Origin of the sequence: Faecalicatena contorta, assembly GCF_003149105.1 — a bacterium.
In the GTDB taxonomy this organism is placed as follows: domain Bacteria; phylum Bacillota; class Clostridia; order Lachnospirales; family Lachnospiraceae; genus Muricomes; species Muricomes contortus_C.
Window position 1 is genome coordinate 31,208 of sequence record NZ_QGDS01000012.1, and the last position, 23,171, is coordinate 54,378.

23 protein-coding genes are annotated in these 23,171 nt (G+C 36.6%); 22 read left to right on the top strand and 1 reads right to left on the bottom strand.

From position 1 onward, the window contains the following. Positions 1-23 precede the first annotated feature (23 nt). From A8805_RS16475 to A8805_RS16515, 9 genes are all read left to right on the top strand, one after another. On the top strand, positions 24-1,736 hold the full coding sequence (locus tag A8805_RS16475) for a glycoside hydrolase family 25 protein (RefSeq protein WP_181392881.1): 1,713 nt from the start codon (positions 24-26) through the stop codon (positions 1,734-1,736). A 202-nt stretch (positions 1,737-1,938) separates the two neighbouring features. Then, positions 1,939-2,655: a 2-C-methyl-D-erythritol 4-phosphate cytidylyltransferase gene (ispD, locus tag A8805_RS16480; protein ID WP_109713162.1), complete on the top strand. Its 717-nt coding sequence runs from the start codon at positions 1,939-1,941 to the stop codon at positions 2,653-2,655. Between the two features lie 16 nt (positions 2,656-2,671). Further along, positions 2,672-3,535 carry a LicD family protein gene (locus A8805_RS16485; protein WP_109713163.1) on the top strand — a complete coding sequence of 288 codons (864 nt, stop codon included), beginning with the start codon at positions 2,672-2,674 and terminating at the stop codon, positions 3,533-3,535. A 25-nt stretch (positions 3,536-3,560) separates the two neighbouring features. Continuing rightward, complete coding sequence (locus A8805_RS16490) at positions 3,561-5,015, top strand: flippase (protein WP_109713165.1); 1,455 nt, start codon at positions 3,561-3,563, stop codon at positions 5,013-5,015. Positions 5,016-5,044: 29 nt separating this feature from the next. Further along, complete coding sequence (locus tag A8805_RS16495) at positions 5,045-6,229, top strand: nucleotide sugar dehydrogenase (protein WP_109713166.1); 1,185 nt, start codon at positions 5,045-5,047, stop codon at positions 6,227-6,229. Positions 6,230-6,239: 10 nt separating this feature from the next. After that, positions 6,240-7,328 carry an NAD-dependent epimerase/dehydratase family protein gene (locus tag A8805_RS16500; protein WP_109713167.1) on the top strand — a complete coding sequence of 363 codons (1,089 nt, stop codon included), beginning with the start codon at positions 6,240-6,242 and terminating at the stop codon, positions 7,326-7,328. A 3-nt stretch (positions 7,329-7,331) separates the two neighbouring features. After that, positions 7,332-8,372 (top strand): glycosyltransferase family 2 protein, encoded by a 1,041-nt coding sequence (locus A8805_RS16505; protein ID WP_109713168.1) that lies wholly within the window; start codon positions 7,332-7,334, stop codon positions 8,370-8,372. 25 nt (positions 8,373-8,397) lie between these two features. Continuing rightward, the gene (locus tag A8805_RS16510) at positions 8,398-9,282 is read left to right on the top strand and encodes a glycosyltransferase family 2 protein (RefSeq protein WP_109713169.1); all 885 of its coding nucleotides are present in this window, start codon (positions 8,398-8,400) and stop codon (positions 9,280-9,282) included. Then, complete coding sequence (locus A8805_RS16515) at positions 9,272-10,369, top strand: glycosyltransferase (RefSeq protein ID WP_207657718.1); 1,098 nt, start codon at positions 9,272-9,274, stop codon at positions 10,367-10,369. The genes A8805_RS16510 and A8805_RS16515 overlap by 11 nt, the downstream gene beginning before the upstream one ends. Before the next feature lie 464 nt (positions 10,370-10,833). On the opposite strand, the gene A8805_RS16520 is transcribed toward A8805_RS16515, so the two are convergent. Then, complete coding sequence (locus A8805_RS16520) at positions 10,834-11,976, bottom strand: CDP-glycerol glycerophosphotransferase family protein (protein ID WP_109713170.1); 1,143 nt, start codon at positions 11,974-11,976, stop codon at positions 10,834-10,836. 423 nt (positions 11,977-12,399) lie between these two features. On the opposite strand from A8805_RS16520, the gene A8805_RS16525 reads away from it, so the two are divergent. The 13 genes from A8805_RS16525 (at position 12,400) to A8805_RS16585 (ending at position 23,151) form a co-directional block, all read left to right on the top strand. Further along, the gene (locus A8805_RS16525; protein WP_109713171.1) at positions 12,400-12,765 is read left to right on the top strand and encodes a hypothetical protein; all 366 of its coding nucleotides are present in this window, start codon (positions 12,400-12,402) and stop codon (positions 12,763-12,765) included. Positions 12,766-12,791: 26 nt separating this feature from the next. Continuing rightward, on the top strand, positions 12,792-13,001 hold the full coding sequence (locus tag A8805_RS16530) for a hypothetical protein (protein WP_109713172.1): 210 nt from the start codon (positions 12,792-12,794) through the stop codon (positions 12,999-13,001). A gap of 169 nt (positions 13,002-13,170) precedes the next feature. Next, on the top strand, positions 13,171-13,488 hold the full coding sequence (locus A8805_RS16535) for a hypothetical protein (protein WP_109713175.1): 318 nt from the start codon (positions 13,171-13,173) through the stop codon (positions 13,486-13,488). 154 nt (positions 13,489-13,642) lie between these two features. Beyond that, positions 13,643-14,641 carry an acyltransferase family protein gene (locus tag A8805_RS16540; protein ID WP_146199454.1) on the top strand — a complete coding sequence of 333 codons (999 nt, stop codon included), beginning with the start codon at positions 13,643-13,645 and terminating at the stop codon, positions 14,639-14,641. A gap of 43 nt (positions 14,642-14,684) precedes the next feature. Then, positions 14,685-15,839, top strand: a complete 1,155-nt coding sequence (locus A8805_RS16545) for a glycosyltransferase family 4 protein (RefSeq protein WP_109713180.1) — start codon at positions 14,685-14,687, stop codon at positions 15,837-15,839. Between the two features lie 64 nt (positions 15,840-15,903). Beyond that, positions 15,904-16,596, top strand: coding sequence for a glycosyltransferase family 2 protein (locus A8805_RS16550; RefSeq protein ID WP_109713182.1), 693 nt, complete (start codon positions 15,904-15,906; stop codon positions 16,594-16,596). 7 nt (positions 16,597-16,603) lie between these two features. After that, positions 16,604-16,966: a DUF2304 domain-containing protein gene (locus A8805_RS16555; RefSeq protein ID WP_109713184.1), complete on the top strand. Its 363-nt coding sequence runs from the start codon at positions 16,604-16,606 to the stop codon at positions 16,964-16,966. Then, entirely contained in the window at positions 16,963-18,885 is a 1,923-nt protein-coding gene (locus tag A8805_RS16560) for a DUF6077 domain-containing protein (RefSeq protein WP_109713186.1), read from the top strand. Before A8805_RS16555 ends, A8805_RS16560 begins: the two co-directional genes overlap by 4 nt. A 109-nt stretch (positions 18,886-18,994) precedes the next feature. Next, positions 18,995-20,071, top strand: coding sequence for a dTDP-glucose 4,6-dehydratase (gene rfbB / locus A8805_RS16565; RefSeq protein WP_109713188.1), 1,077 nt, complete (start codon positions 18,995-18,997; stop codon positions 20,069-20,071). A gap of 66 nt (positions 20,072-20,137) precedes the next feature. Further along, complete coding sequence (rfbA, locus tag A8805_RS16570; protein ID WP_109713190.1) at positions 20,138-21,022, top strand: glucose-1-phosphate thymidylyltransferase RfbA; 885 nt, start codon at positions 20,138-20,140, stop codon at positions 21,020-21,022. Between the two features lie 18 nt (positions 21,023-21,040). Next, the gene (gene rfbC / locus A8805_RS16575) at positions 21,041-21,601 is read left to right on the top strand and encodes a dTDP-4-dehydrorhamnose 3,5-epimerase (protein ID WP_109713192.1); all 561 of its coding nucleotides are present in this window, start codon (positions 21,041-21,043) and stop codon (positions 21,599-21,601) included. A 13-nt stretch (positions 21,602-21,614) separates the two neighbouring features. After that, on the top strand, positions 21,615-22,391 hold the full coding sequence (locus tag A8805_RS16580) for an ABC transporter permease (RefSeq protein ID WP_109713194.1): 777 nt from the start codon (positions 21,615-21,617) through the stop codon (positions 22,389-22,391). A gap of 16 nt (positions 22,392-22,407) precedes the next feature. Continuing rightward, a complete protein-coding gene (locus A8805_RS16585; RefSeq protein ID WP_109713196.1) occupies positions 22,408-23,151 on the top strand; it encodes an ABC transporter ATP-binding protein in 744 nt (247 codons plus the stop codon). Positions 23,152-23,171: the final 20 nt, after the last annotated feature.

The following is a 23,171-nucleotide window of genomic DNA, read 5'->3' on the forward strand; positions in this document are numbered from 1 at the left end:
GTTGTATAAGAAGGAGAAATGGCTTGAGAAGGAAGAGTAGAAAAATACTGGTTGGAATCTTGGGAATATGTATATTGATGGGCAGCATATCTGCCAGTTTGCCTGTCTATGCAGAAGGTGAGGCGACACAGGATATCTCCCAGGAGATAATTATAGAGGAATCTGCTGAAGGTGCATACAATGAAATTCCGGAGACAGCAGGAATGGAAAATGAAGATATAGAAAGCGACGGTATAGGGGACCCGGGAACAGAAGAAAGTATTACGAATATTCAAGAACAGGATGGCCTTGGGGAACAGAGCGAAATGATGAAAAATAGCTGGCGTTACCAAAAGGGAGAGTTAATTAGAACTCCGCAGCTCCAGGCAAGAACAGCCTCTTATCCTTATGCATGGCAAAAAGTGAATGGCGCTTATGTAAATAGTATTGGCAATCCAATTGAGGGGGCTGTGAAAAAAGGGATTGATGTTAGTTATGCACAAGGAGAGATTAATTGGGAAAAAGTAAAGGCTGATGGAATAGAGTTTGCTATCATTCAATGTGGATTTGGAAACGATCATTCTTCTCAAGATGACAAGTACTGGGAACGTAATGCCTCAGAATGCGAACGCCTAGGTATTCCCTATGGGGTTTATCTCTTTTCTTACGCAACAAATACAGCCATGGCAAAAAGCGAGGCAGAGCACGTGCTTAGATTAATCAGAGGACGCAATCTATCCTATCCAGTTTATTTTGATATGGAAATTAAAGCAGTAGAGAGTAAAACTGCAGCAGAGAAAGGGGAAATAGCAAAGACCTTTTGTGATATAGTGTCAGCAGCGGGATATAAGGTCGGAATTTATGCAAACTTATATTGGTGGGATACATATCTTACTAGCCCAGTATTTAATAACCCTTCCTGGTCCAAATGGGTTGCACAGTACAATACAACCTGTAGTTATAATGGCCCTTATGATATTTGGCAATGTTCAGATACAGGAAGAGTGGCAGGAATTAATGAAGATGTAGATTTGAATTTTCTGATGAATGCAGACCTGGCACCGCAGGATCCAGATGAAGATATTGCGGGAACAACCTTAGCTGTAAGGAGGGGCAATAAATATCATATTAAGTACTCACTGAAAAATGGGGAGGCAGATTTGGTAGTCCCTTATGGATATTCGACTGATGAAGTTCTCGTCGGAGACTGGAATGGAGATGGGGTGGACACTCTTTGTGTGCGCAGGGGTAACACTTATTATTTTAAAAACAGTTTGTCAAGCGGAGAGGCGGACATAGTAGTCTCCTATGGAAAAGCTAATGATGTGGTGCTTGTCGGAGATTGGGACGGGGACGGAGTGGATACACTTTGCGTGCGCCGGGGAAATGCTTATCATATTAAAAATAACTTTGAGCCCGGAGTGGCTGACCAGGTCGTTCTCTATGGAAAAGCAGGAGATTCTGTACTGGTGGGAGATTGGGATGGAGATGGAAAAGATACTATTTGTGCGCGCCGGGGAAATACATATTACTTTAAAAACAGTTTATCCGAAGGAGAGGCAGACTCTGTGATCAAGTATGGTTGGGCTTCAGATTCTATATTAGTGGGAGACTGGAATAATGATGGAGTGGACACACTTTGTGTAAGAAGAGGAAATGCTTATCACATTAAAAATTCCATTCAAATTGGGGAAGCAGATAAAGTTGTGCTGTATGGAAGAAAAGATGATGTCACTTATGCAGGTAAGTGGAAGTAACCATAAAAGAATAGCGAGAAGGCGGTGTTTGTTAAAAATGGCAGCACCGCTTTTTCTTAATTATATATTTCATTACAGGAACAGGGAGCTCATAGGAAGAACTGCACGAAGATGGAAATTCACCGGTTGCTAGAGAATAGAAATAGTGTTATACTTTACAAATGTGAAAAGGCGTTTTCAGAGACATGAAGGAGAAAGATGAATGAATTATGCAGTGATATTCGCAGGAGGAACTGGCACGAGAATGAACACAAAAACACGTCCAAAACAGTTCCTTACATTACACGGAAAAGAAATCATTATATATACACTGGAACATTTCGAGAACCATCCGGACATAGACGGAATTTCGGTTGTTTGTATTGCAGAATGGATAGACTATCTAAAAAAGCTATTGGATAAATACCAGATAAAAAAGGTGAAATGGATTTCGGCCGGCGGCAGTACAGGACAGGAGTCTATCTATAATGGCCTCAATGCTATGCGCGAGGATATTGGCGGAGATTCTATTGTTCTGATTCATGATGGTGTCAGGCCGCTAATAAATGAAAAGCTCATCTCTGAGAATATCAAAATGGCAAAGGAAAAAGGTTGTGCGGTTACTGTTGTACCGGCAACAGAGACCGTGATGCTGGTGGATGAAAATGAGCAGATTGTGCAGAGCGTTGACAGGCATAAGTGCCGGGTTGTGCGTGCCCCCCAGAGCTTTGTTTATCAAAATCTTCTGAAGGCACATGACCGGGCAAGAGAGATGGGGGTCGATAATATGATTGACTCTGCCACAATGATGTCTGAAGCAGGGTATACTTTATATCCGGTAGTCGGAAAAGCTGATAATATAAAGATAACTACTCCCTCTGATTTTTATACCTTTCGGGCAATTGTGGAGGCGGAGGAAAATTCACAGATTTTTGGATAAAATTGTATAACAATGGATGGCGATAATTATGGAAGAATTTTACGATAAAATAACACTGCAAAAAGTGCAGCAAACACAGGCTGGAATTTTAAAAGATGTTTTAGCTTTGTGTGAAAAGTACAAGATTGATACTTTTATTATTTTCGGGAGCGCACTGGGCGTCATACGCCACCAGGGCTTCATTCCCTGGGATGATGATATTGATATTGGAATATTCCGGGAAGACCTGGAGCGCTTTGAAAAAGCAGCAGAAGAAGAGCTTGGGGATAAATATGAATTTCTTACTTGTGAAACAAATAAAAATTATGCTTGTACAGTGACACATTTTCAGAAAAAGGGGACAAAGTTTATCTCAAGAGATGTGAAAAATTGTGATTACATTCCAGGAATTAATATTGATATTTTTGTATATGATCATCTTGCAGACGGATATATAGCAAGGAAATATCAGTATTTTATGACCTGGTTTTTAGGACGTCTTCTTTATCTTAGCGGAAAAGGAACTCCTTTTATCCCTTATCACGGATTAAAGAAGAGGACGGCAGAATTTATCTGCAATATGGTACGCCTTTGTCTCAGGATACTCCATATTACTCCTATAAAGGTTTACCGAAGGTTTCAAAAAGTTTCACAGAGGTACAATCACAAGCGTACTGAATATTATGCAGCCTTTGAGACTCCTAAGCCATGGGTTAATGCTATGAAAAAAAGTGATGTTTATCCTATGCAGAGAAAGCCTTTTATGGATTTTTATGTGAACATCCCCCAAAATACGGATCAGCTTTTGACCAGAATTTTTGGGGATTATATGAAACTGCCCCCGGAGGAAAAGCGTGTAAATCACAGGCCATATGTGATAGAGTTTGGAGAAGAACAATAAAAAGCCTATTTGGAGGCAAATAAATATGCAGCAAAAGTCAATTACCTTTAATCTCATAGCAAATGGAATAAAGACGCTGATGAGTGTACTGTTTCCGCTCATTACATTTCCCTATGCTTCAAGAATCCTGGGGTCTGTTGGTATCGGGAAAGTGGGATATGCCAGTTCCATTATTACTTACTTTGCTTTAATAGCCTCCCTGGGAATCAGTACTTATGCAGTACGAGAAGGTGCCAGGATACGGGATGACAAGGAAAAGTTTAATAAATTTGCAAAAGAAATATTAAATATCAACCTGTGTACGACTCTTATTTCCTATATATTATTAATAGTGTTTTTGAACTTGCCGATCCTGCAGGGATATAAAAAGCTGCTGATTATATTCAGTGCCGGAATTGTGTTTACAACGATAGGTATGGAGTGGCTTTTTATCATCAAGGAGGAGTACTCCTATATTACGAAACGTGCCATTTTATTTCAGTTTGTATCACTGGTACTGCTATTCTTGCTGGTAAAAAGCAGAGAGGATTATTTTTGGTATGCGGCACTGACGGTGATTTCGTCTGGTGGATCAGCCATTTTAAATTTATGGCATTCCAGAAAGTTTATTGATTGGCGAGAAAAGCAATCTTGTGAATATAGGAAGCATTTAAAACCAATTTTTTTAATCTTTGGGACAAGCCTTGCCTCCAGTATCTATATGACACTGGATACAACGATGCTTGGAGCAATGAAGGGTGATGCTGCCGTAGGTGTATATACAGCAGCAATAAAAATTAATTTGGTAATCAGCACTCTGATTGGTACGATATCAGCTACAATTCTGCCCAGAGTGTCCTACTATATAGGAAATGGACTGAAAAAGGAATATGAAAGACTGCTGAAGTCATCTATGGATGTGCTTTTAATGATATCAATACCTGCTGCGGTTGGTATGATGTGTACTAGCGATATCTTGATATTATTGTTTAGCGGCAAAGAATTTTTGGGTGGAACCCTGGCAGCAAAGATTCTATCGGCCAGGGTTATAGTTGGAGCGGTGAACAGGGTACTTGCATATCAGGTATGTACACCGTACAAGAAGGACAAGGAAGTACTGACATCGACAATCGGCGGGGCTGTGTTTAATTTAGTGGCAAATATAGTGTTGATTCCGACAGTAGGTGTAACGGGGGCTTCTATTGCCACGCTTTTTTCGGAGTTTATTGTGTTTTTCATACTGACTAACTATGTTAGAAAAATTGTGGAAGTAAAAACCCTGTATAAGAGGCTTCCGGTTTACCTTGCGGCAAGTATCTGGTTTTTTATTGCACGCTGGTGTGCGGATCGGTTGGTTGACAGTCAGGTTTCCAGGCTGTTTATCACAGTAGCGGTCTGTGTATTCGGATATTTTGCAATTCTATTGCTGATAAAGGATCCATATTTACATGAGTATAAAAATAAAATTATAAAGAAAATTAGAGCAGTGACAGGAAAATAATCACTTTATTATCGGGGAGGAAAAGGAACGTGAGAATTGTGGTAGCGGGCATCGGCTATGTTGGATTATCAAATGCAATATTATTGTCACAGAATCATGAGGTATATGCGTATGATATTTCAGAAGAGAAAGTGAATTTAATTAATGCACGTAAATCGCCTCTTCAGGATAAAGAAGTAGAAGAATTTCTGGGATACAAAAAATTAAATCTGCATGCAGGGATAACCTTGCAGGAGGAACTGCAAAATGCAGATTACGTGATTATTGCTACACCTACCAACTATGACCCGGATAAAAACTACTTTGATACTTCTTCAGTAGAATCAGTAATTGAAAAGGTACTGGAGGTGAATTCACAGGCAGTTATTGTAATTAAATCCACAGTGCCGGTAGGATACACGGAAAGATTAATTGAAAAGTATAGTAAACATAGTTTTCTATTTTCCCCGGAATTTTTAAGAGAAGGACATGCTCTATACGACAACCTGTATCCTTCCAGGATTGTAGTGGGTGCGCCAAAGGGAAATAAGTTACTTCATCAGAAGGCACAGGAATTCTCAAAGCTTTTGGAAGAAGGGGCAATGAAAGAAGATATTACTGTTTTGATTACGGATACAACAGAAGCTGAAGCAATCAAGCTGTTTGCCAATACGTATCTGGCCCTAAGGGTTGCGTACTTCAATGAGTTGGACACATATGCAGAAACAAAAGGGTTGGATACAAAGCAGATTATTGAAGGTATTGGATTAGACCCACGTATAGGAAACCATTATAACAATCCGTCTTTTGGATACGGAGGGTATTGTCTTCCAAAAGACACAAAACAGCTGCTGGCTAATTATAATGATGTGCCAAATGATATTATGACGGCCATTGTGGAAGCAAACCGTACACGAAAAGACTTTGTAGCAGCTCAGATATTAAAACGAAATCCCAAAACAGTAGGTGTTTACAGACTGACAATGAAAGCGGATTCGGATAATTTCAGACAGTCTTCCATTCAAGGAGTGATGAAAAGGCTGAAAGGTGAAGGAATCAGGGTGATTGTTTATGAGCCGTCGATTAAAGAAAAGGAATTTTATCATTCGGAGGTAGTGGAGAGCCTTGAAAGATTTAAAGAAGCAGCAGATGTAATTATTGCTAACCGTTATGATAGAATATTAGATGATGTAAAAGAAAAAGTATATACGAGAGATGTTTTTTATCGGGATTAGGAGTAAATCTATGACAGAGCGGATGAAGCTAACAGAGGAATGTTTTAAAAGTTCAAAACAGCAGGAAGACCTTGAGATGATTGCAGACAGCGGTATTGATTTTGACGTGTATAAAAATACCACTGTATTTGTTACGGGGGCAACCGGGCTGATTGGATCTTCCCTTGTAAAAAGCCTTTTGTGCGGCAATCGGAAGAACAATTTAAATGTTCGTGTGATTGCAGGTGTGAGAAGCCGTAAGAAAGCAGAGCAGATATATGGAAGGTCAATAAAAAGAGATGATATAGAATTATACATTGGTGATATTATAGAGCCGGTGGATTATAAAGATGATATAGATTATATTTTCCACACCGCAAGTGTCACTACATCAAAAACAATGGTGGATCATCCGGTATGTACAATAGAAACTGCCTATCAAGGAACACGGAATATCTTAGAGTTCGCCAAAGAAAAACAGGTTAGAGGAGTGGTTTATGTATCTTCGATGGAGGTGTATGGCAGGCCGGATTCTGAGCTTGAGTATATCTCAGAGAAGGATTTGGGATATATAGACATTAGCAGTGTTAGGAGCAGCTATTCAGAAGGGAAACGGATTTGCGAATGTTTATGTACGGCATATGCTTCGGAATATGGGGTACCTGTGAAAATTGCCAGACTGGCCCAGACTTTTGGGGCTGGAGTATTGCCCAGTGACAGCAGGGTATATATACAGTTTGCAAAAAGCGCAATTCACGGAGAAGATATTATACTGCATACAGAAGGTACATCGGAAGGAAATTATTGTTATATAAGGGATGTCATAAAAGCATTACTTCTTTTAGGGTGCAAAGGCGAAAAAGGTGAAGCCTATAATATTGTAAATGAAAATACGCATATGCAGATAAGAGAGATGGCAAAGCTGGTAGCAGAGAAAATCAGCGGTGGAAAAATCAAGGTGAAGTTTGAAATACCAGAATCTGTATTGTCATTCGGTTATGCACCATCTGTTAAAATGAAGTTAAGCAGCGCAAAGATGCGGGAGTTGGGCTGGCAGCCGGAGGTTGATTTACAGGAGATGTATGAACGGATGATTTTTGACATGATATTGGGAGAATAATTTATGGAATTAGTAAGTATTATCGTTCCGGTATATCATGTACAGGATCATTATTTAAGGGCATGTATAGAAAGCATTCTTCAACAGGAGTATCAAAAGATAGAATTGATTCTTGTGGATGATGGCTCTAAGAATAATGAGGGGCTCATATGTGATGAATATCGAAATGCAGATGAAAGAGTTAAGGTAATACATCAGGAAAATCAAGGGGTATCAGCGGCACGAAACCGCGGAATGCGGGAAGCAGAGGGAACGTGGATTTGTTTTGTAGATGCTGATGATTGGATAGAAAAAAATATGATAAAGGAAGTCCTTGAAAACATGGCGGGCAGGGCTCCGGATATGGTGGTGTGGAATCTTTATTTTAATTATCCAAGCCGTGAGATTATAAGAAAAAATTATCCTGAATCTATATGGGTGGAGGAGCCCCAGAGATTGGAGGAGGCCAGACTTTTCCTACTAAGAACCATTGCAGTAAGGAAAAGGGAATTGAAAATTCCTACGTTAGGTATGCCGGTTTGTCATTTATATAAAAGAAAAATTATTGAAAAACACGATATTACCTTTGATATCTCCTTCAAACAAGGAGAAGATAAGCTTTTTAATTATCAATATTACATGCATATCCGGAATTTTTTGTATTTGAATTTACCACTGTATCATTATAGAATTCATCAGGAATCTACAACTCACACTTTTTTTAGGGAGCATGTAGAGACCTCAACAAGAATACTGAAAAAGTATTACGAAATCGAACCTGAAATTCAAAATAATTTTGAGTTTCGAAATACTTATTATATACGGGTAATGTATATTGCCTGGTTTTTGATAGGAAGATATTATTTGAAAAAAGGGGGCAGAATGACAGCGTTGATACGGGAGTTTTCTGTCCTGATGAGGACAGAACCATACAGAGAAGCAATCAGAAATGCAAAGCTGTCGGATATGGAATTTTCTATGACAAAAATAAGAATGTTAATGCTTAAATATCATATGTATCGCTTCCTTTTTGGGGATATATGGTTGGAAAACAAGAAAAAGTAGATTGGTAATAATAGAGGAATGAAAAGTGGAAATAGTATTTGTAATATTACATTACATGGCGCTAAAAGAGACCGAGCAATCTGTAAGGTATATCAGAGACAATTTGGATACTGATAACTATCATATTATTATTGTGGATAATGCTTCCAGTAATGGGACGGGGGCAAAATTGCGGGATATTTATGAGAATGAGCCGGATATAACTGTGATTGTTAACTCGCAAAATCAAGGATTTGCAAGAGGAAATAATGTAGGGTTTCTCTATGCAAAACAAAAATGGAATCCCCGATATATTGTTTTGATGAACAATGATGTATTTCTGACGGAAAGGTCTCTAATAAAAAAGATAAATAAAGAGTATACCTATAGCCATTTTTCCGTATTAGGCCCCATGATTATGACAAAAGACGGTCGGTGTGATGTAAACCCACAGAGAGCAGAGTTTTCTGATGTAAAAGAGATTGACAGAAAAATACAGCATTATAGAAAAGATTTGAAGCGGTATCAATACCATTATGCACCGCTTTATTACAAACTTGCATCAATCAAGGGGATTTTATTTGGAAAACAGAAGAGTACCGCAAAGGAATATTTAAAACGGAAAGAAAACGTAAAACTGCATGGTTGTTTTCTTGTTTTTTCCCAGGAATATATCAAAGCATTTGATGGGTTAGATAAGAGTACATTTTTATTTTGGGAGGAAGAGTTTTTATATAAGCATATGATTTCAAATGGGAAGAAAATGGTATATAGTCCTGAAATTACAGTATTCCACATGGAGGATGCGGCCACAGATGTTTTAGTGACTAGAAAAAGAGAAAAAATGATATTTATGCTAACCCATTATATAGACTCTTTAGAGAAATTAAAAGAAGTATATGTAAGATACGAAGAAATAGATGAAAAGTAAAGGAAGAGAGATGCCTAAGATATCAATTATTGTCCCCGTTTATAACATAAAAGAAGAATATTTGCGAAAGTGTGTAGAAAGTCTGCTGCAGCAATCTCTGAAAGAAATTGAAATCATTATGATTGATGATGGCTCTACAGATATCTCCGGAAGTATATGCGATGAATATCAGAAAAAGGATGCGCGTATAAAGGTGATTCATCAGGAAAATCAAGGAGTAGCAGTGGCCAGAAATGCAGGCCTGGCTATTGCCCGGGGAGAGTGGATAACCTTTGTGGATGCAGATGACTGGTGCGGGCTGGATATGTGCGAAAAAATACTGGAAAGAGCTTTAAAATTGAATTCTGATATTCTAATATTTGCGAATTATGCTGTGAAGGAGAAAAACGTAATAGCTAAAAACCAGTTTTTCGAAAATGATATAGATGAATTTGATGGGTCATTAAAAGATGAAGCTGAATTAAAAACAATGGTGCGCTGCCATCCCAGTTTTTCCTTCCAACCGCCGGAAAATATGATGGGGGGAACATGGTGTAAGTTAATCAATCATGAATTTCTGAGAAAGACAGGAATCCTTTTTGAGCCAGAATTGGTTCGTTCCCAGGACATTATTTTTTATTTAAATCTGTTTGAACGGGCGGAGAAAATATCATATTATAATCAGCAGTTATATTATTATAGGTATAGTATAGAGTCTGTTTCCAAAAGATACAGACAGGATGCTTATAAAATTTTCACAATTGTATTGCAAAAGCAGGATGAATTTATCAGAACTCATCATAAATCTCCTTTATTCAGATCGGTCTTTACGAAAGGCGTAATGGTTACAATCGGTACTTGTATGCGTACTGATTTTATGCATGAAGAGAATACGGAAGGCTTTCGGGAAAAATGCAGGCGTTTTCGGACAATGACCAGACTTCAGCCAATGAGAGATACTTTGAAAAATAAGGATGATAAAACCTTAGATAGTTTTCAGAAAATTCAAAAAATATTGTTAAAATATGATTTGGTAGAATTGTATTTAATTGTATTTAAAATAAATGGCATTCTTTTACATTTTTTGAAAAATGCAAAAAGCGCCTGAATATGGCCTGTGAAAAAGAGTATGTAAAATAGTAAATGTAATAACCTCCTATGATAAAACAAACTATCATAGGAGGCTATTTTTATGGAAAGAAGAAAACCGCGGAGTAAAGGACATCCTTATCCTTTGCGCAGATGGACTTTCTGGAATTAAGGAATTGATTCAGGTTACTTTTCCCGATACGGAGTAGCAAAGGTGTATTGTCTATCATGTATAAAGGGTGTATTCCAGAATAGCATAAAGCGATGTGTCTAAGAATGCCTGCTACTGTCATTTAGGAGGCACTCTTGACATGTATTGAGCTTTTCACTATATTATAACTAAGACAGGAAAGTCTTCCAAAAGTCCCTCCTGCCTCAAATCTAATTATCATAGAAAGGTTATTTACATAGATAATTTCAAACACTCAAATTAAGTTTTTATTTCAATGGGGACAACCAATGTTGGGTACGTCCCCATTAAGTTTATAAATTTTTCAGCATATATTCACAAACTTTTTTTGCTGAGTCCCCAGATTCCAGATTACCTAAATCATTAAAGTGTTTTTGAACATCTTCAGAGTAAAGTATATTATTAAAATTTTGGATATTTGCAAGCAATTCTTCTATATTCTCAGCCAAAGGATAAGGCCATGTGTGGATATCTGTATAAAATCCTCTGGATAAATCATAGTGATTCAGATCTGTTGCAAATAAAAAGCAAGGTTTGTTCATCAATGCGAAATCCCACATAGAAGAGGAATAATCTGTAATCAGGATATCGGATACATATAATAATTCCTGCATATCAGAATATTGGGAAGCATCAATATATTCCTCCGAGAATTCGAGTTGTTCCATAATGAAATAGTGCATTCGGAAAAGAATCGACCAGTCGCCGCCAAAACGCTGTGTTAATACTTGTCTCATTTTAGTGCAGTTAAATAAATATTCTGAAGCCTTTTTAGACTCCCTGTATGTGGGAGCATATAATAGTATATGGTTTTCGGCAGGAATATTATAAAAATTTTTGACTTTTTCATACAAATCCTCTCGATTTTGTTTGATTAACATATCATTTCTTGGCATACCATATGTTAGTATATCACCGGTATGCAGGAAGCTTTGCTGAAGCGTCATCTCACTAAAGGCCCGTGAACTGGAGAGATATATACAAGGATTCTTCCGGGCGATTTGCGCTCTTTTTTGCTTTCCGATAGTTTCTTTTTGGTAGGCAGCTCCCACCTTTTTGTAAGCGCCTCCTCCATGCCAGGTGTTGATGAGCGTCTGGCGTCCTGTAAGCGGAAACCAGGCAGGAATCTCGGAATTTGTAATAATGTATCTGGAGGTCAGGCAAATTCTGAGAAAGGAAAGAGAGTTATATTTAACAGTTTTTATATTTTTAGCTTCTAGATTCCTAAACTCATGAGGGCAGACAAATGCCCATACAATCTCAAATTCGGGCATATGTTCATGCAGATACTGGGAAATATACTTGGGATTACAGGAGTATTGTGAACCAAAGTAACTGAAGAACACTACTCTTTTCTTGTGAAATCTGCCAATGGATAATATCTTCAGAATATGGCGCAAGATACCAGCCAATGTGGTCGTTAAGTTATCAATCATTTGTAAAGTCCTTTCATAAAAATACCCATCAATATACGCTAATTGAACTACTAATGTTAAATGCGGTATAAGTTTGTATTTACTAGTAATGATAGCATTATACGATAATTAAAGTAAATATTCAAATTATTGTTCATACTTTAACTACAATATACAAAAGAAAAAAGGTGGAAAAAATAATGAATAAGTGGTAAGATAGGCATGTTGAGGTGGAATACAATATCCTGAAAATGGAGCAGATAGATAAAATGGTGGGAAAATACCGAAGTAAATGCTTAGATATGATAAGAAATTTATATAAAAACATATAATTGTATCCGTACAGCAGACATTTATGCACTGAGGACTGCACTTAATGTGTGAGAAGGATATGAACTGGTATTTACATATCACCGAGCTTATATTATACTGGTTGCGCTTGCAGTGATACTGTCAGCACTACGATGTGAATACAGGCAAAAAGATATAAAAAGAAGAATCGGAGCAGGAATTGTAACGTTATGTTATTTACTGGTTTTATACAACAGTACAGAATTAAATGGGAAGAAACCGGATATTATGAATGAGAGCTTCTCAGATCTTAGTGCAGTAGGGGACTTTGAGACAGATGCGAAATACCTGGAATACTTCGATAGTCTACAGGAGAATGTAATCTGCGGATATACAAGCGTGCCTGTATTCGGAGGGCTGACTGCAAATACAGAATTTGAATTTTTGACAGGATTTTCAAACGTGTTCTTAGCAGGTGGAATTATGCCTTATCAGAATTATGTGAAAATGATACGCTAAGTTTACGGATCCAGTATAGTATATTCATGCATCCTATGAATTCAAGTGGCTGGAATAGAAAAAATGTTTATCAGGCATTTGGATTTGATGAAACATATTACATTGAAGATTGGGTAAATAAGGATACCATTCGCGGCATGATATCAGACAGTGGTAATTATAAGAATGTCATTACAAGGTATGAAAAGGCTGAAGAGAAAAACGAGAATGTGTTTCTTTTCAATGTAACTATGTAAAATCATGGTGGTTATGTGAGTGAAGTATATGAAAGGACTGTACATATTACAGACTTGTCCGGGTCTTATCCTCAGACAGAACAATATCTGAGCCTTATAAGAGAATCAGATGCTGCTTTTGAAGAGTTAATTACATATTTTTCACAGAGAGAACCCAGTACTTATCTGTATGTTTGGAGATCATCAGCCTTCTGCTGAAACGGGTTTTTATGAAGAAATTCAGCAAGGGTCTGCAGATTCTGATATTTTAAAGCAGGCGAAGAAGTACCAAACACCATATATTCTTTATTCAAATTATGAGATGGTGAGACAATCTTATGATAATATGAGTGTGAATTATTTGCAGGTATTGCTTATGAAAGCGGCAGGTTTACCACTTAATGATTATCAGAAATATTTGGAAAGTTTGTATGTAACGTATCCTGTGATTAATGTGAACGGAGTTATGGATTATGAAAGGAACTGGTATAGTTGGGAAGAAGCATAGGATTTTAAGGGAATTCAAGAGTACTCTATTGTGCAATATAAAGAATTATTTGACAGATAGGTAGAGGAAGCAAAACTTGGAGGAGAGATTTGTGAAAAGGTTAGAAGATAAACAGATTACATGGGGGATTTTAAGTACATACAGAAGCCAGATTATGGGAACAGCGATCATTTGGATCATGTTGATGCATGGGCTGGAATTATTCCCACGGGCTTTAAAGGGAGTACCAATGATAAGGTTTATCATTGATCGGGGTATGATTGGAGTGGAAATGTTCCTTTTAATGTCTGGGATTGGCCTGTTTTTTTCTCTTTTCAAAAATGAAAATCTTTTGCAGTTCTATACAAAAAGAATTAACCGGGTTGTGATTCCCTATTTGGTGATAGCTTTTCCGTTTTGGATATGGAAGGATATCTGCCTGGAAAAGAATGTTGGAAGGTTCTTTTTAGATATTAGTTTGTTGTCTTTTTGGAAAGAAGGAGTTTATACAGTTTGGTATATAGCATTGATCCTTCCTATATACGCCGTATATCCTTTTATTTTTCGAGTGTTTATGAAAGAAACAACAGTTTTGAAAAAAGGAATTTTTATTGCATTGGGATTTGCTTTACCTTTTTTAGTATATGTAATTAATCCTTATTATTTTGGACTGACAGAAATTGCTTTTTGGAGGATTAGTAGCTTTATATTAGGAAATCTATTAGCAGAACGGGTGATGATAAATCATAAAATTAATAAAATACAGTTTTTTGTGATGGGAAGTATTACGGCAGGATTTATTGCCATTGCATTTATCTTAAACTATATGATGAGGTTTCCCGGAGTAGTACGTTTGATTTATTTACCACTGGGACTTGGTTGTAGTTTGAGTATTGGGGGTATACTAAAATTTTTAAATGTTGGACAGTTAAACCGTTTTTTGGGTACAATGGGTAAATATTCACTAGAGTTATATTTGATACATATTTTTTTGCGCTCAGTGTATAAACACTATGTTCCCAAAAGTGTGAACAGTTCCTCATTCCAGGGAATATTGATTTGGTTCATGATTATGTGTTTAAGTGTATTGCTAAGCATACTGTTGCATAAGTCTCTGAGTAAATTAGGCGTGCTAAAAAGCAAATGTATATATATGAGTGCCATGACGAAATAATGTTAATTAAAAAGGAAGGGTACAGTGAAAGGATAAATCAGATATGTCAAAGAGATATTGCTTCTTTACTGCTAATTATCTGCCTAAACTGGGTGGCGTAGAAGTATATACACACTGTCTGGCAAAGGCGTTAGTAAAAAGAGGAAATGAAGTCACTATTATTACATTAAATGAAAAAAAAACAACTGAAAATAGGATGGAAAATGATGTTCGAATTATTGAAATTCCAGGAATACAAGCTTTTAATGGAAGACTTCCTCTTATGAGATTTAATAAAGCTTTTAGAATGTTTGATAGAAGCATGAAAAAGCATGAATTTGATTTAGTAATTGTTCAAACAAGATATTATCCTTTGTCTGTCTATGGGGCCAGATATGCAAAGCGGAAAAGTATTCCTTGTATTTTACTGGATCATTCCACAAATCATATTAATATAGGCGGAAATTTTGTCAACAAGATGTTTGAAATCTATGAACATGTTATAACAAAAGTTCTAAAAGCTTTCGATTGTAAATTCCTGGGAGTTTCACAAGCCTGTAACGAATGGTTAAAGCACTTTCGCATTGTTTCACAAGGTGTCTTATATAATTCTATTGAGTATGAAGTGGCACAGAGCTCAGAAAAACAAGATATATGTAAAAAATATGGTATTCCTGCTAACGTAGACATTATTTTATATGCTGGGCGTCTGCTAAAGGAAAAAGGAATTGAAAAGCTGGTAGAAGCCTTCAGGGAATTGAAAAAAGAATATCCGGAGCTATACCTGGTGGTTGCCGGGGATGGGGAATTATATGACAGGCTTTCAGGATGTGGGGATGATAATTGTATATGGTTAGGACGGGTAAAACATGATGAGGTTCTTGAACTTATGAAGAAATCATTGATTTTTTGTCTTCCCTCTGATTATCCGGAAGGATTCCCAACTTCTGTACTAGAAGCGGCAGTTTGCAGATGTTATACAATTACAACAACAGCAGGGGGGTCAAAAGAATTAATTACTAGTTTGGAGTATGGGACTGTTTTAGAACAAAATCAAAGCTCTGAAGTTTTAAAAAAAGCCATAGAATATGTGCTGGATAATCCGGAGCACCGAAAAAGAGCAGTAAATAATAATTATGATAGAGTGTTGAAACACTTCACCTGGAATGTTAGGGCAGATGAAGTGGAAGATATAACTGAGAAGGGAATCGTTTCATAAACAATCCAGGATGGAAAGCGATTGTTAATGTTCCTATGGAGATACAAAAGAAGGGAAAGATAATATGCAAAGCGAATTACTAATCGTGATACCTGCGTATAATGAAGAGGAAAATATTGAAAATGTGGTAACATACATTAGAGATAATTATGCTCAGTACGACTATATTATTGTCAATGACGGTTCTAGAGACAGAACTGCGGAAATATGCAGAAACAAAGGCTATGAATTATTAGATTTGCCTACAAATTTAGGCTTGGCGGGAGCTTTTCAGGCCGGTTTAAAATATGCATACATTAAGGGGTATTCCTATGCTATTCAATTTGATGCAGATGGACAGCACAGGCCCGAATTCATTCAGGCAATGTTGGACAGAATGAAAGGGGGGTATGATATTGTTATCGGCTCCCGATTTTTAAATTACAGAAAAAGCAAGTCACTGAGAATGATAGGCAGCAAAATATTAACAGTAGCCATAAAGATGACTACCGGGGTGAGGGTATCGGATCCCACTTCTGGCATGAGAATGTTTTCTAAACCAATGATTGAGGAATTTGCACAGAATCTAAATTATGGACCAGAACCAGACACTGTATCCTATCTTTTGAAAAATGGTGCAAAAGTCTCAGAAGTACAGGTGACAATGGAAGAGAGACAGTTTGGCGAGAGTTATCTGAATCTTACAGGCTCTGCCAGATATATGATAAAAATGCTGGTATCTATATTCTTTGTACAAAATTTCAGGAAGAGGAGATAGAAAAATCATGTCAGTTTTAATCAGAATTCTACTAATCATCAGTGCTGTTTTGATGCTTGTATTTATGTTAAAAAGAATACGCCAGGCGAAGTTGAAAATTGAATATATGATATTTTGGATTACTTTTGCGAGTATTTTGGTTATTATGGGAATCTTCCCGGGAGTTCTTTATCAGATTTCCAATTTTATTGGATTTCAGTCACCAATCAGTATGGTGTTCTTGGTAATTATTTTTGTATTAATAATTAAAATGTTTTTTATGACTTTGCAGATATCACTGTTGGAACACAAAATTGAGGCACTGGCACAGCAGATTGCCATAGATAGGAAAATAGATAAAGAGGAGAAAAAGGAACAAGTAGAAGAATGAGAGAATATATAGTTTGTTTTGTATTTTGGATAGTTTTTACAGTACTATTGCACGGTATTGGAAAATTTTTATGTAGGAAAACGAAAAGCACTTCCTTTTATTTTGTTACAGGATACCTTGCTTATAGCTTTACGGTTGCAGTAGCTGGTATTACCATACAAATATTCAACATGCCGTGGAATATCTTTGCGATATTTATGGTAATACTATGGATTGTTATATTAGCAGCCTTAATAGTAGAAAGAAATAAAAGTCAAAAGATGCAATGGAGAACTATCTTATGGAATTATATAAAGGATAATTGGGTTCTTTTATCAGTTTGTATATTTTTATCTGGAATGCTATTTTTTTATTATAATGCTTTTTGGTATGGCAATCATTTGGATGATGGGTATTATATTACAAAAGTGGCAACCATGCCTTACAATGCAACAGGTTTCAGGACAAACTATTCTGTAGGTGATTTACATGCAAGCCTAGATTCTTATATATTCAATACATGGGAATTAGAGGCTTCCTTTTACGTAAGAATACTTAATGTGAAGGCAACATTATTTCTGAGATTGTTTCAATCGGCATTTCAATACTTTTTATTTTTGAACTGCCTGAAATTATTTGCGGAGCAGATTTTTACAAAGTTATCAGCAGGAATTAAGATTAGAGGAGCACAGTTTGTTACGGTTGTAGCCCTATTGTTTGGAGGATTTTATTTGTATCTCCAAGATACAAATTTATTTTTTGTGCGGGATATGTTTCAATTTAATAGTGCAATGTTTTATGGGTCTAGTATAACCAAAACGTTATCTATTCTTTTATTGTTGGTCTTTGTTGTAGAAATAGGCAGGATAGATATTAAAACGATGATGTTCTTCAGTGTTGTTGGTTGTGTATTGATATCTAAGTCAAGTATTGCATTGCCGCTAATTGTCATAACAACTTTTGCATATTTAGAAATTGGATTATTATTCCATTATAAAGAAAAGGGAAGGATTGTAGCACTTCTGTTAGGGGTTATATACGTGTTTACTGGTATATTTATGCAGGGAAATGGGGACTTCCAGGAAGAAGTATATAAATATGTCCTTCTGGCGGTAAAATCTCCAATAATGATTTTATGTACAGTTGTGTTTATTTTTAGTTTTTTTTGGAAAGAACAGACTATAATAAAGCTGAATTGTGTTATGCTTATCTGCATGGGAACAATGGTAATCCCTCAAGCTAATGACGTATTTGAGACTTTATCTGTATACAGATTTGTAACTGGGAGAGCATGGGCCACATGGGCATATACATATGTAATAATAAATGTTATTTATCTATATTGGTTGCTTTATAAGTGCTTAAAAAATAAGAAAATAGTTAAAGCTCTGTACTTAACATCAGGCATAATTTTAATAGTATCAGATGCTGTAGCGTTCGATTCATATGGAGGAGAATTATTTGCAACAGAGGAACCAGTGGATGCAAATATCAAGTATAATCTGAAGACTATTTTAGAAAATCCATACTTTATACCAGGCTCTACAATTCAATTAGGAGAGGAATTGGAAAAGCTATCGGAAAATAGGGGGGGGGAATTGAGTGTAGTTCTGTCAGAGGGAGTTTCGATGAATGGAACTGTCCACAATTTAGCAGTTCAAATACGAACATTTGCACCGAACATTGTAGTTTTGTCAGCGATAAACAGGTATCGGGTTGATAAAGGCTCTGATTTAGAGGGATACTCACAAGAATATTACGACAAGTTTGTTACAGACCCGTCAGATGAAACAGGCAGTTTTCTTGAAAAGGAATTGAAGAAGTATGGTGTTAATTGTGTGGTGGTAAATAAAGCAGAGTGTGGGCCATATCTAAGAGAAATGGGATACCGTTTATATAAGAAAATAAATAAAGGAGAATACTATATTTGGAGTAATTAGATGTGAAGGTAAATTTATTGAATTACTAATGTTTAATAAGGTGCAGGATGCTTGCCATTTTAGAAACACAATGCTATACTAGGTAAAGATTATTTATTGGAGGTTACGTATGAAAACATATTTGGTAACTGGCGGAGCTGGATTTATAGGTTCAAACTATATTCATTATATGTTTGAAAAATATAACAACGAAATTCGTATCATTAATGTGGATAAGCTGACTTACGCGGGAAATTTAGAGAATTTAAAAGATATTCAGGATAGGGATAATTATGTATTTGTAAAAGCGGACATCTGTGATGCAGATACAATAAATAAAATTTTTGAAGAGAATGAGATTGACAGGGTAGTACATTTTGCCGCAGAGAGCCATGTTGACAGAAGCATTAAGAATCCAGATGTATTTGTAAAGACGAATGTACTGGGGACCCTGGTGATGCTTAATGCAGCAAAGGCAGCGTGGGAACTAGAGGACGGCACCTTCAAAGCAGATAAGAAGTTTTTACATGTCTCCACAGATGAGGTTTATGGTTCTCTGGAAAATGAAGGCGAGTATTTTTACGAGACGACACCCTATGATCCCCATAGTCCATACTCTGCAAGCAAAGCTTCTTCAGATATGCTGGTGAAGTCTTATATGGATACTTATAAATTTCCTGCAAATATCACAAATTGCAGTAACAATTATGGACCATATCAGTTTCCGGAAAAGTTAATTCCTTTAATTATTAACAATGCATTGCAGGGGAAAAAGCTTCCGGTTTATGGAGATGGAAAAAATGTTCGTGACTGGTTATATGTAGAAGACCATGCCAAAGGAATTGATATGGTACAGGAAAAGGGACGTCTTTTTGAGACATATAATATTGGTGGACATAATGAAAAGCAGAATATTGAAATTATTTATATTATTTTGGACACATTACAGGAGATGCTGCCGGAGGGTGACCCTAGAAAACAGCTTGTATCTGAAAATCTAATTACCTATGTAGAAGATAGAAAAGGACATGACAGGCGTTATGCAATTGCGCCGGATAAAATCAAAGAAGAGATTGGCTGGTATCCGGAGACAATGTTCCAAGAAGGTATAAAGCTTACGATTAAATGGTTTTTTGAACATGAAGAATGGATGAAAAATGTAACCAGTGGTGATTATCAGAAATATTACGAAGAAATGTATAAATAGCATAAATTAAAGGGCAGTATCGAGAGGTACTGCTAATTTGCGTTATGCAAAAATGGAGGAAGAAGAATGAAAGGTATTATTTTAGCAGGTGGTTCAGGAACAAGGCTCTATCCATTGACACAGGTGACAAGTAAGCAGTTGCTGCCTATTTATGACAAACCGATGATTTACTATCCACTAAGTATTTTAATGGAGGCAGGAATCAGGGATATTTTGATTATTTCTACACCGGATGATACCCAGCGTTTTGAGGAACTTTTAAAAGATGGCAGCCAATTTGGTATTAGCCTGCAATATAAAATTCAGCCGTCACCGGATGGCCTTGCACAGGCATTTTTATTGGGTGAAGAATTTATTGACGGTGATAGCTGTGCCATGATATTAGGGGATAACATTTTTCATGGACATGGATTACGAAAGAGGCTTAAGTCGGCAGCAGGAAAAGAAGAAGGGGCCACTGTATTTGGATATTATGTAGATGATCCTGAACGATTTGGTGTTGTGGAATTTGACAATGAAGGAAAGGCAGTGTCTTTAGCGGAAAAGCCTCAAAATCCAAAATCTAATTATGCGGTAACCGGCCTATATTTTTATGATAATCACGTTGTTGAATTCGCAAAGCAAATTAAGCCGAGTGTCAGGGGAGAATTGGAAATAACGGATTTGAACAGAATTTATCTTGAAAAGGGAAAGTTGGATGTAACATTACTTGGACAGGGATTTACATGGCTTGATACTGGTACACATGAGTCTTTAGTAGATGCTACTAATTTTGTAAAGACAGTAGAGACGCATCAGAACCGGAAAATTGCGTGCCTGGAGGAAATTGCTTTCAACAATGGATGGATTGATAAAGAAAAATTACAGCAAGCATGTGAATTATATCAGAAAAACCAGTATGGAAGCTATTTGAAAGATGTATTAGATGGTAAATATATTGATCAGCAATAATAGAAAAGGGAGTATGATATGGGCAAAATAACAGTAGAAACCTGTAAGATAGAGGGATTAAAGGTTATCACTCCGTCCGTGTTTGGAGATGAGAGAGGGTACTTTATGGAAACTTATAACTATAGTGATTACAAAAAGGCCGGCATTGATATGGGGTTTGTGCAGGACAATCAGTCAAGCTCTAAGAAGGGCGTACTGAGAGGGCTGCATTTTCAAATCAACTATCCTCAGGATAAGCTGGTCCGGGTTATAAGCGGAGAAGTGTTTGATGTAGTCGTCGATTTGAGGCAAGGCTCTAAGACCTATGGACAATGGTATGGTGTGAGGCTGTCTGCAGAGAATAAAAAGCAGTTTTTTATACCTAAAAATTTTGCGCATGGATTTATCGTCTTGTCTGATAGTGCGGAATTTGCATATAAATGTACTGATTTTTATCATCCCAATGATGAAGGTGGAATTGCATGGAATGACTCCGACATTGGGATAGAGTGGCCAATACCAGAAGGAATGACGGTAAAAGATCTCATTATTTCTGAAAAGGATCAAAAATGGGGCGGTATAAGAGAGTATAAAAAGTAGAGAGGATGAATGGATGAGGCAGTATTTATCTAATTATGAGCGTTTTCAGCCGTTGCTATATGAACTGGTAGCAAGGGATGTAAAGATAAAATATAGAAAGTCGGCAATGGGCGTTTTGTGGACACTCTTAAATCCTCTGATGATGATGGTGATTTTGTCGGTTGTCTTCTCTAACCTGTTCCGGTTTGACATAGAAAATTATTCCTTGTATTTATTGGCAGGCCAAATAATTTTTAATTTCTATAATGAATCAACTTCCGGCGCAATGACTGCAATACTAGGGAATGCATCCTTAATTAAGAAAGTGTATATTCCTAAATATTTATTTGTTGTTTCGAGAATTACTTCCAGCGGAATTAACATACTGTCATCTTTTTGTGCGTTAATTCTGGTTATGGTTTTTACAAAAAGTGAATTACACTGGACAATGTTCCTGGCGGTAATTCCCTTAGCATATTTATTTGTTTTTTCTTTAGGGATTGGATTGATATTAGCGGCATTGACAGTAAGATTCCGGGATGTTATGCATTTATATTCTGTGTTTGTCACAGCATTGATGTATTTGACTCCTGTTATTTATTCTATATCAATGCTTCCAAAATGGGTTCAATTTATTGTAAAATTAAATCCCCTGACGGGAATTCTTACCATTTTCCGTAACGTAGTAATATATAATACAATACCTAGCATACAGTCATTTTTGGTTTCCGGAGTAACCGTGATTGTTACACTTGGAGCCGGAATGTGGATTTTCTATAAACAGCAGGATAGTTTTATACTAAACTTGTAATAGCAGGAGAAGATAGATGAATGAAACAATTATTGAAGTAAATCATGTTTCAATGAAGTTTAATTTATCCACAGAAAAAGTAGATAACTTTAAAGAATATTTTATAAAAAGAATAAAAAATAATTTGAAGCATGATGAATTTTGGGCCTTGCAGGATATTGATTTTAAAATGAAACGCGGAGAATCTGTTGCACTGGTTGGGTTGAATGGATGTGGAAAAAGTACATTATTAAAGACCATTGCAGGTGTGTTAAAACCGACTAAGGGAAGTGTGTCTGTAAAAGGAACCATAGCACCTCTAATTGAACTTGGGGCTGGATTTGACATGGATCTTACGGCAAGAGAAAATGTTTTCTTAAATGGCGCAATTCTTGGTCATAGTAGAAGTGTAATGATGGGGTTCTATGACGGGATTGTTGAATTTTCAGAATTGGGTGATTTCATGGATGTACCTATAAAAAATTTTTCTTCGGGAATGCTTGCAAGATTGGCATTTGCAATTGCCACAATTGGAACTCCTGATATCCTTATTGTTGATGAGGTATTATCTGTTGGAGATTTCCGGTTTCAGGAAAAATGTGAAAAAAGAATACAAAGTATGATGAAAGAAGATACTTCATTATTATTTGTATCACATAGCATAGAACAGGTGCAAAGCATCTGCCAGAGAGCTATTTGGATTGAGAAAGGCCATATTATAGAAGATGGTACAAGTATAGAAGTCGGAGAACGCTATAAGAAGGCTTATCATCCTGATTAGAAGAAAGTTGGATAGGGAAA

Bases quoted from the DNA above. Each gene is read 5' to 3' on its own strand.
- ispD (WP_109713162.1), top strand. From the start codon at position 1,939: ATGAATTATGCAGTGATATTCGCAGGAGGAACTGGCACGAGAATGAAC.
- A8805_RS16485 (WP_109713163.1), top strand. From the start codon at position 2,672: ATGGCGATAATTATGGAAGAATTTTACGATAAAATAACACTGCAAAAA.
- A8805_RS16490 (WP_109713165.1), top strand. From the start codon at position 3,561: ATGCAGCAAAAGTCAATTACCTTTAATCTCATAGCAAATGGAATAAAG.
- A8805_RS16500 (WP_109713167.1), top strand. From the start codon at position 6,240: ATGACAGAGCGGATGAAGCTAACAGAGGAATGTTTTAAAAGTTCAAAA.
- A8805_RS16505 (WP_109713168.1), top strand. From the start codon at position 7,332: ATGGAATTAGTAAGTATTATCGTTCCGGTATATCATGTACAGGATCAT.
- A8805_RS16515 (WP_207657718.1), top strand. From the start codon at position 9,272: ATGAAAAGTAAAGGAAGAGAGATGCCTAAGATATCAATTATTGTCCCC.
- A8805_RS16520 (WP_109713170.1), bottom strand. From the start codon at position 11,976: ATGATTGATAACTTAACGACCACATTGGCTGGTATCTTGCGCCATATT.
- A8805_RS16530 (WP_109713172.1), top strand. From the start codon at position 12,792: ATGCATCCTATGAATTCAAGTGGCTGGAATAGAAAAAATGTTTATCAG.
- A8805_RS16535 (WP_109713175.1), top strand. From the start codon at position 13,171: ATGTTTGGAGATCATCAGCCTTCTGCTGAAACGGGTTTTTATGAAGAA.
- A8805_RS16540 (WP_146199454.1), top strand. From the start codon at position 13,643: ATGGGAACAGCGATCATTTGGATCATGTTGATGCATGGGCTGGAATTA.
- A8805_RS16545 (WP_109713180.1), top strand. From the start codon at position 14,685: ATGTCAAAGAGATATTGCTTCTTTACTGCTAATTATCTGCCTAAACTG.
- A8805_RS16550 (WP_109713182.1), top strand. From the start codon at position 15,904: ATGCAAAGCGAATTACTAATCGTGATACCTGCGTATAATGAAGAGGAA.
- A8805_RS16555 (WP_109713184.1), top strand. From the start codon at position 16,604: ATGTCAGTTTTAATCAGAATTCTACTAATCATCAGTGCTGTTTTGATG.
- A8805_RS16560 (WP_109713186.1), top strand. From the start codon at position 16,963: ATGAGAGAATATATAGTTTGTTTTGTATTTTGGATAGTTTTTACAGTA.
- rfbB (WP_109713188.1), top strand. From the start codon at position 18,995: ATGAAAACATATTTGGTAACTGGCGGAGCTGGATTTATAGGTTCAAAC.
- rfbA (WP_109713190.1), top strand. From the start codon at position 20,138: ATGAAAGGTATTATTTTAGCAGGTGGTTCAGGAACAAGGCTCTATCCA.
- rfbC (WP_109713192.1), top strand. From the start codon at position 21,041: ATGGGCAAAATAACAGTAGAAACCTGTAAGATAGAGGGATTAAAGGTT.
- A8805_RS16580 (WP_109713194.1), top strand. From the start codon at position 21,615: ATGAGGCAGTATTTATCTAATTATGAGCGTTTTCAGCCGTTGCTATAT.
- A8805_RS16585 (WP_109713196.1), top strand. From the start codon at position 22,408: ATGAATGAAACAATTATTGAAGTAAATCATGTTTCAATGAAGTTTAAT.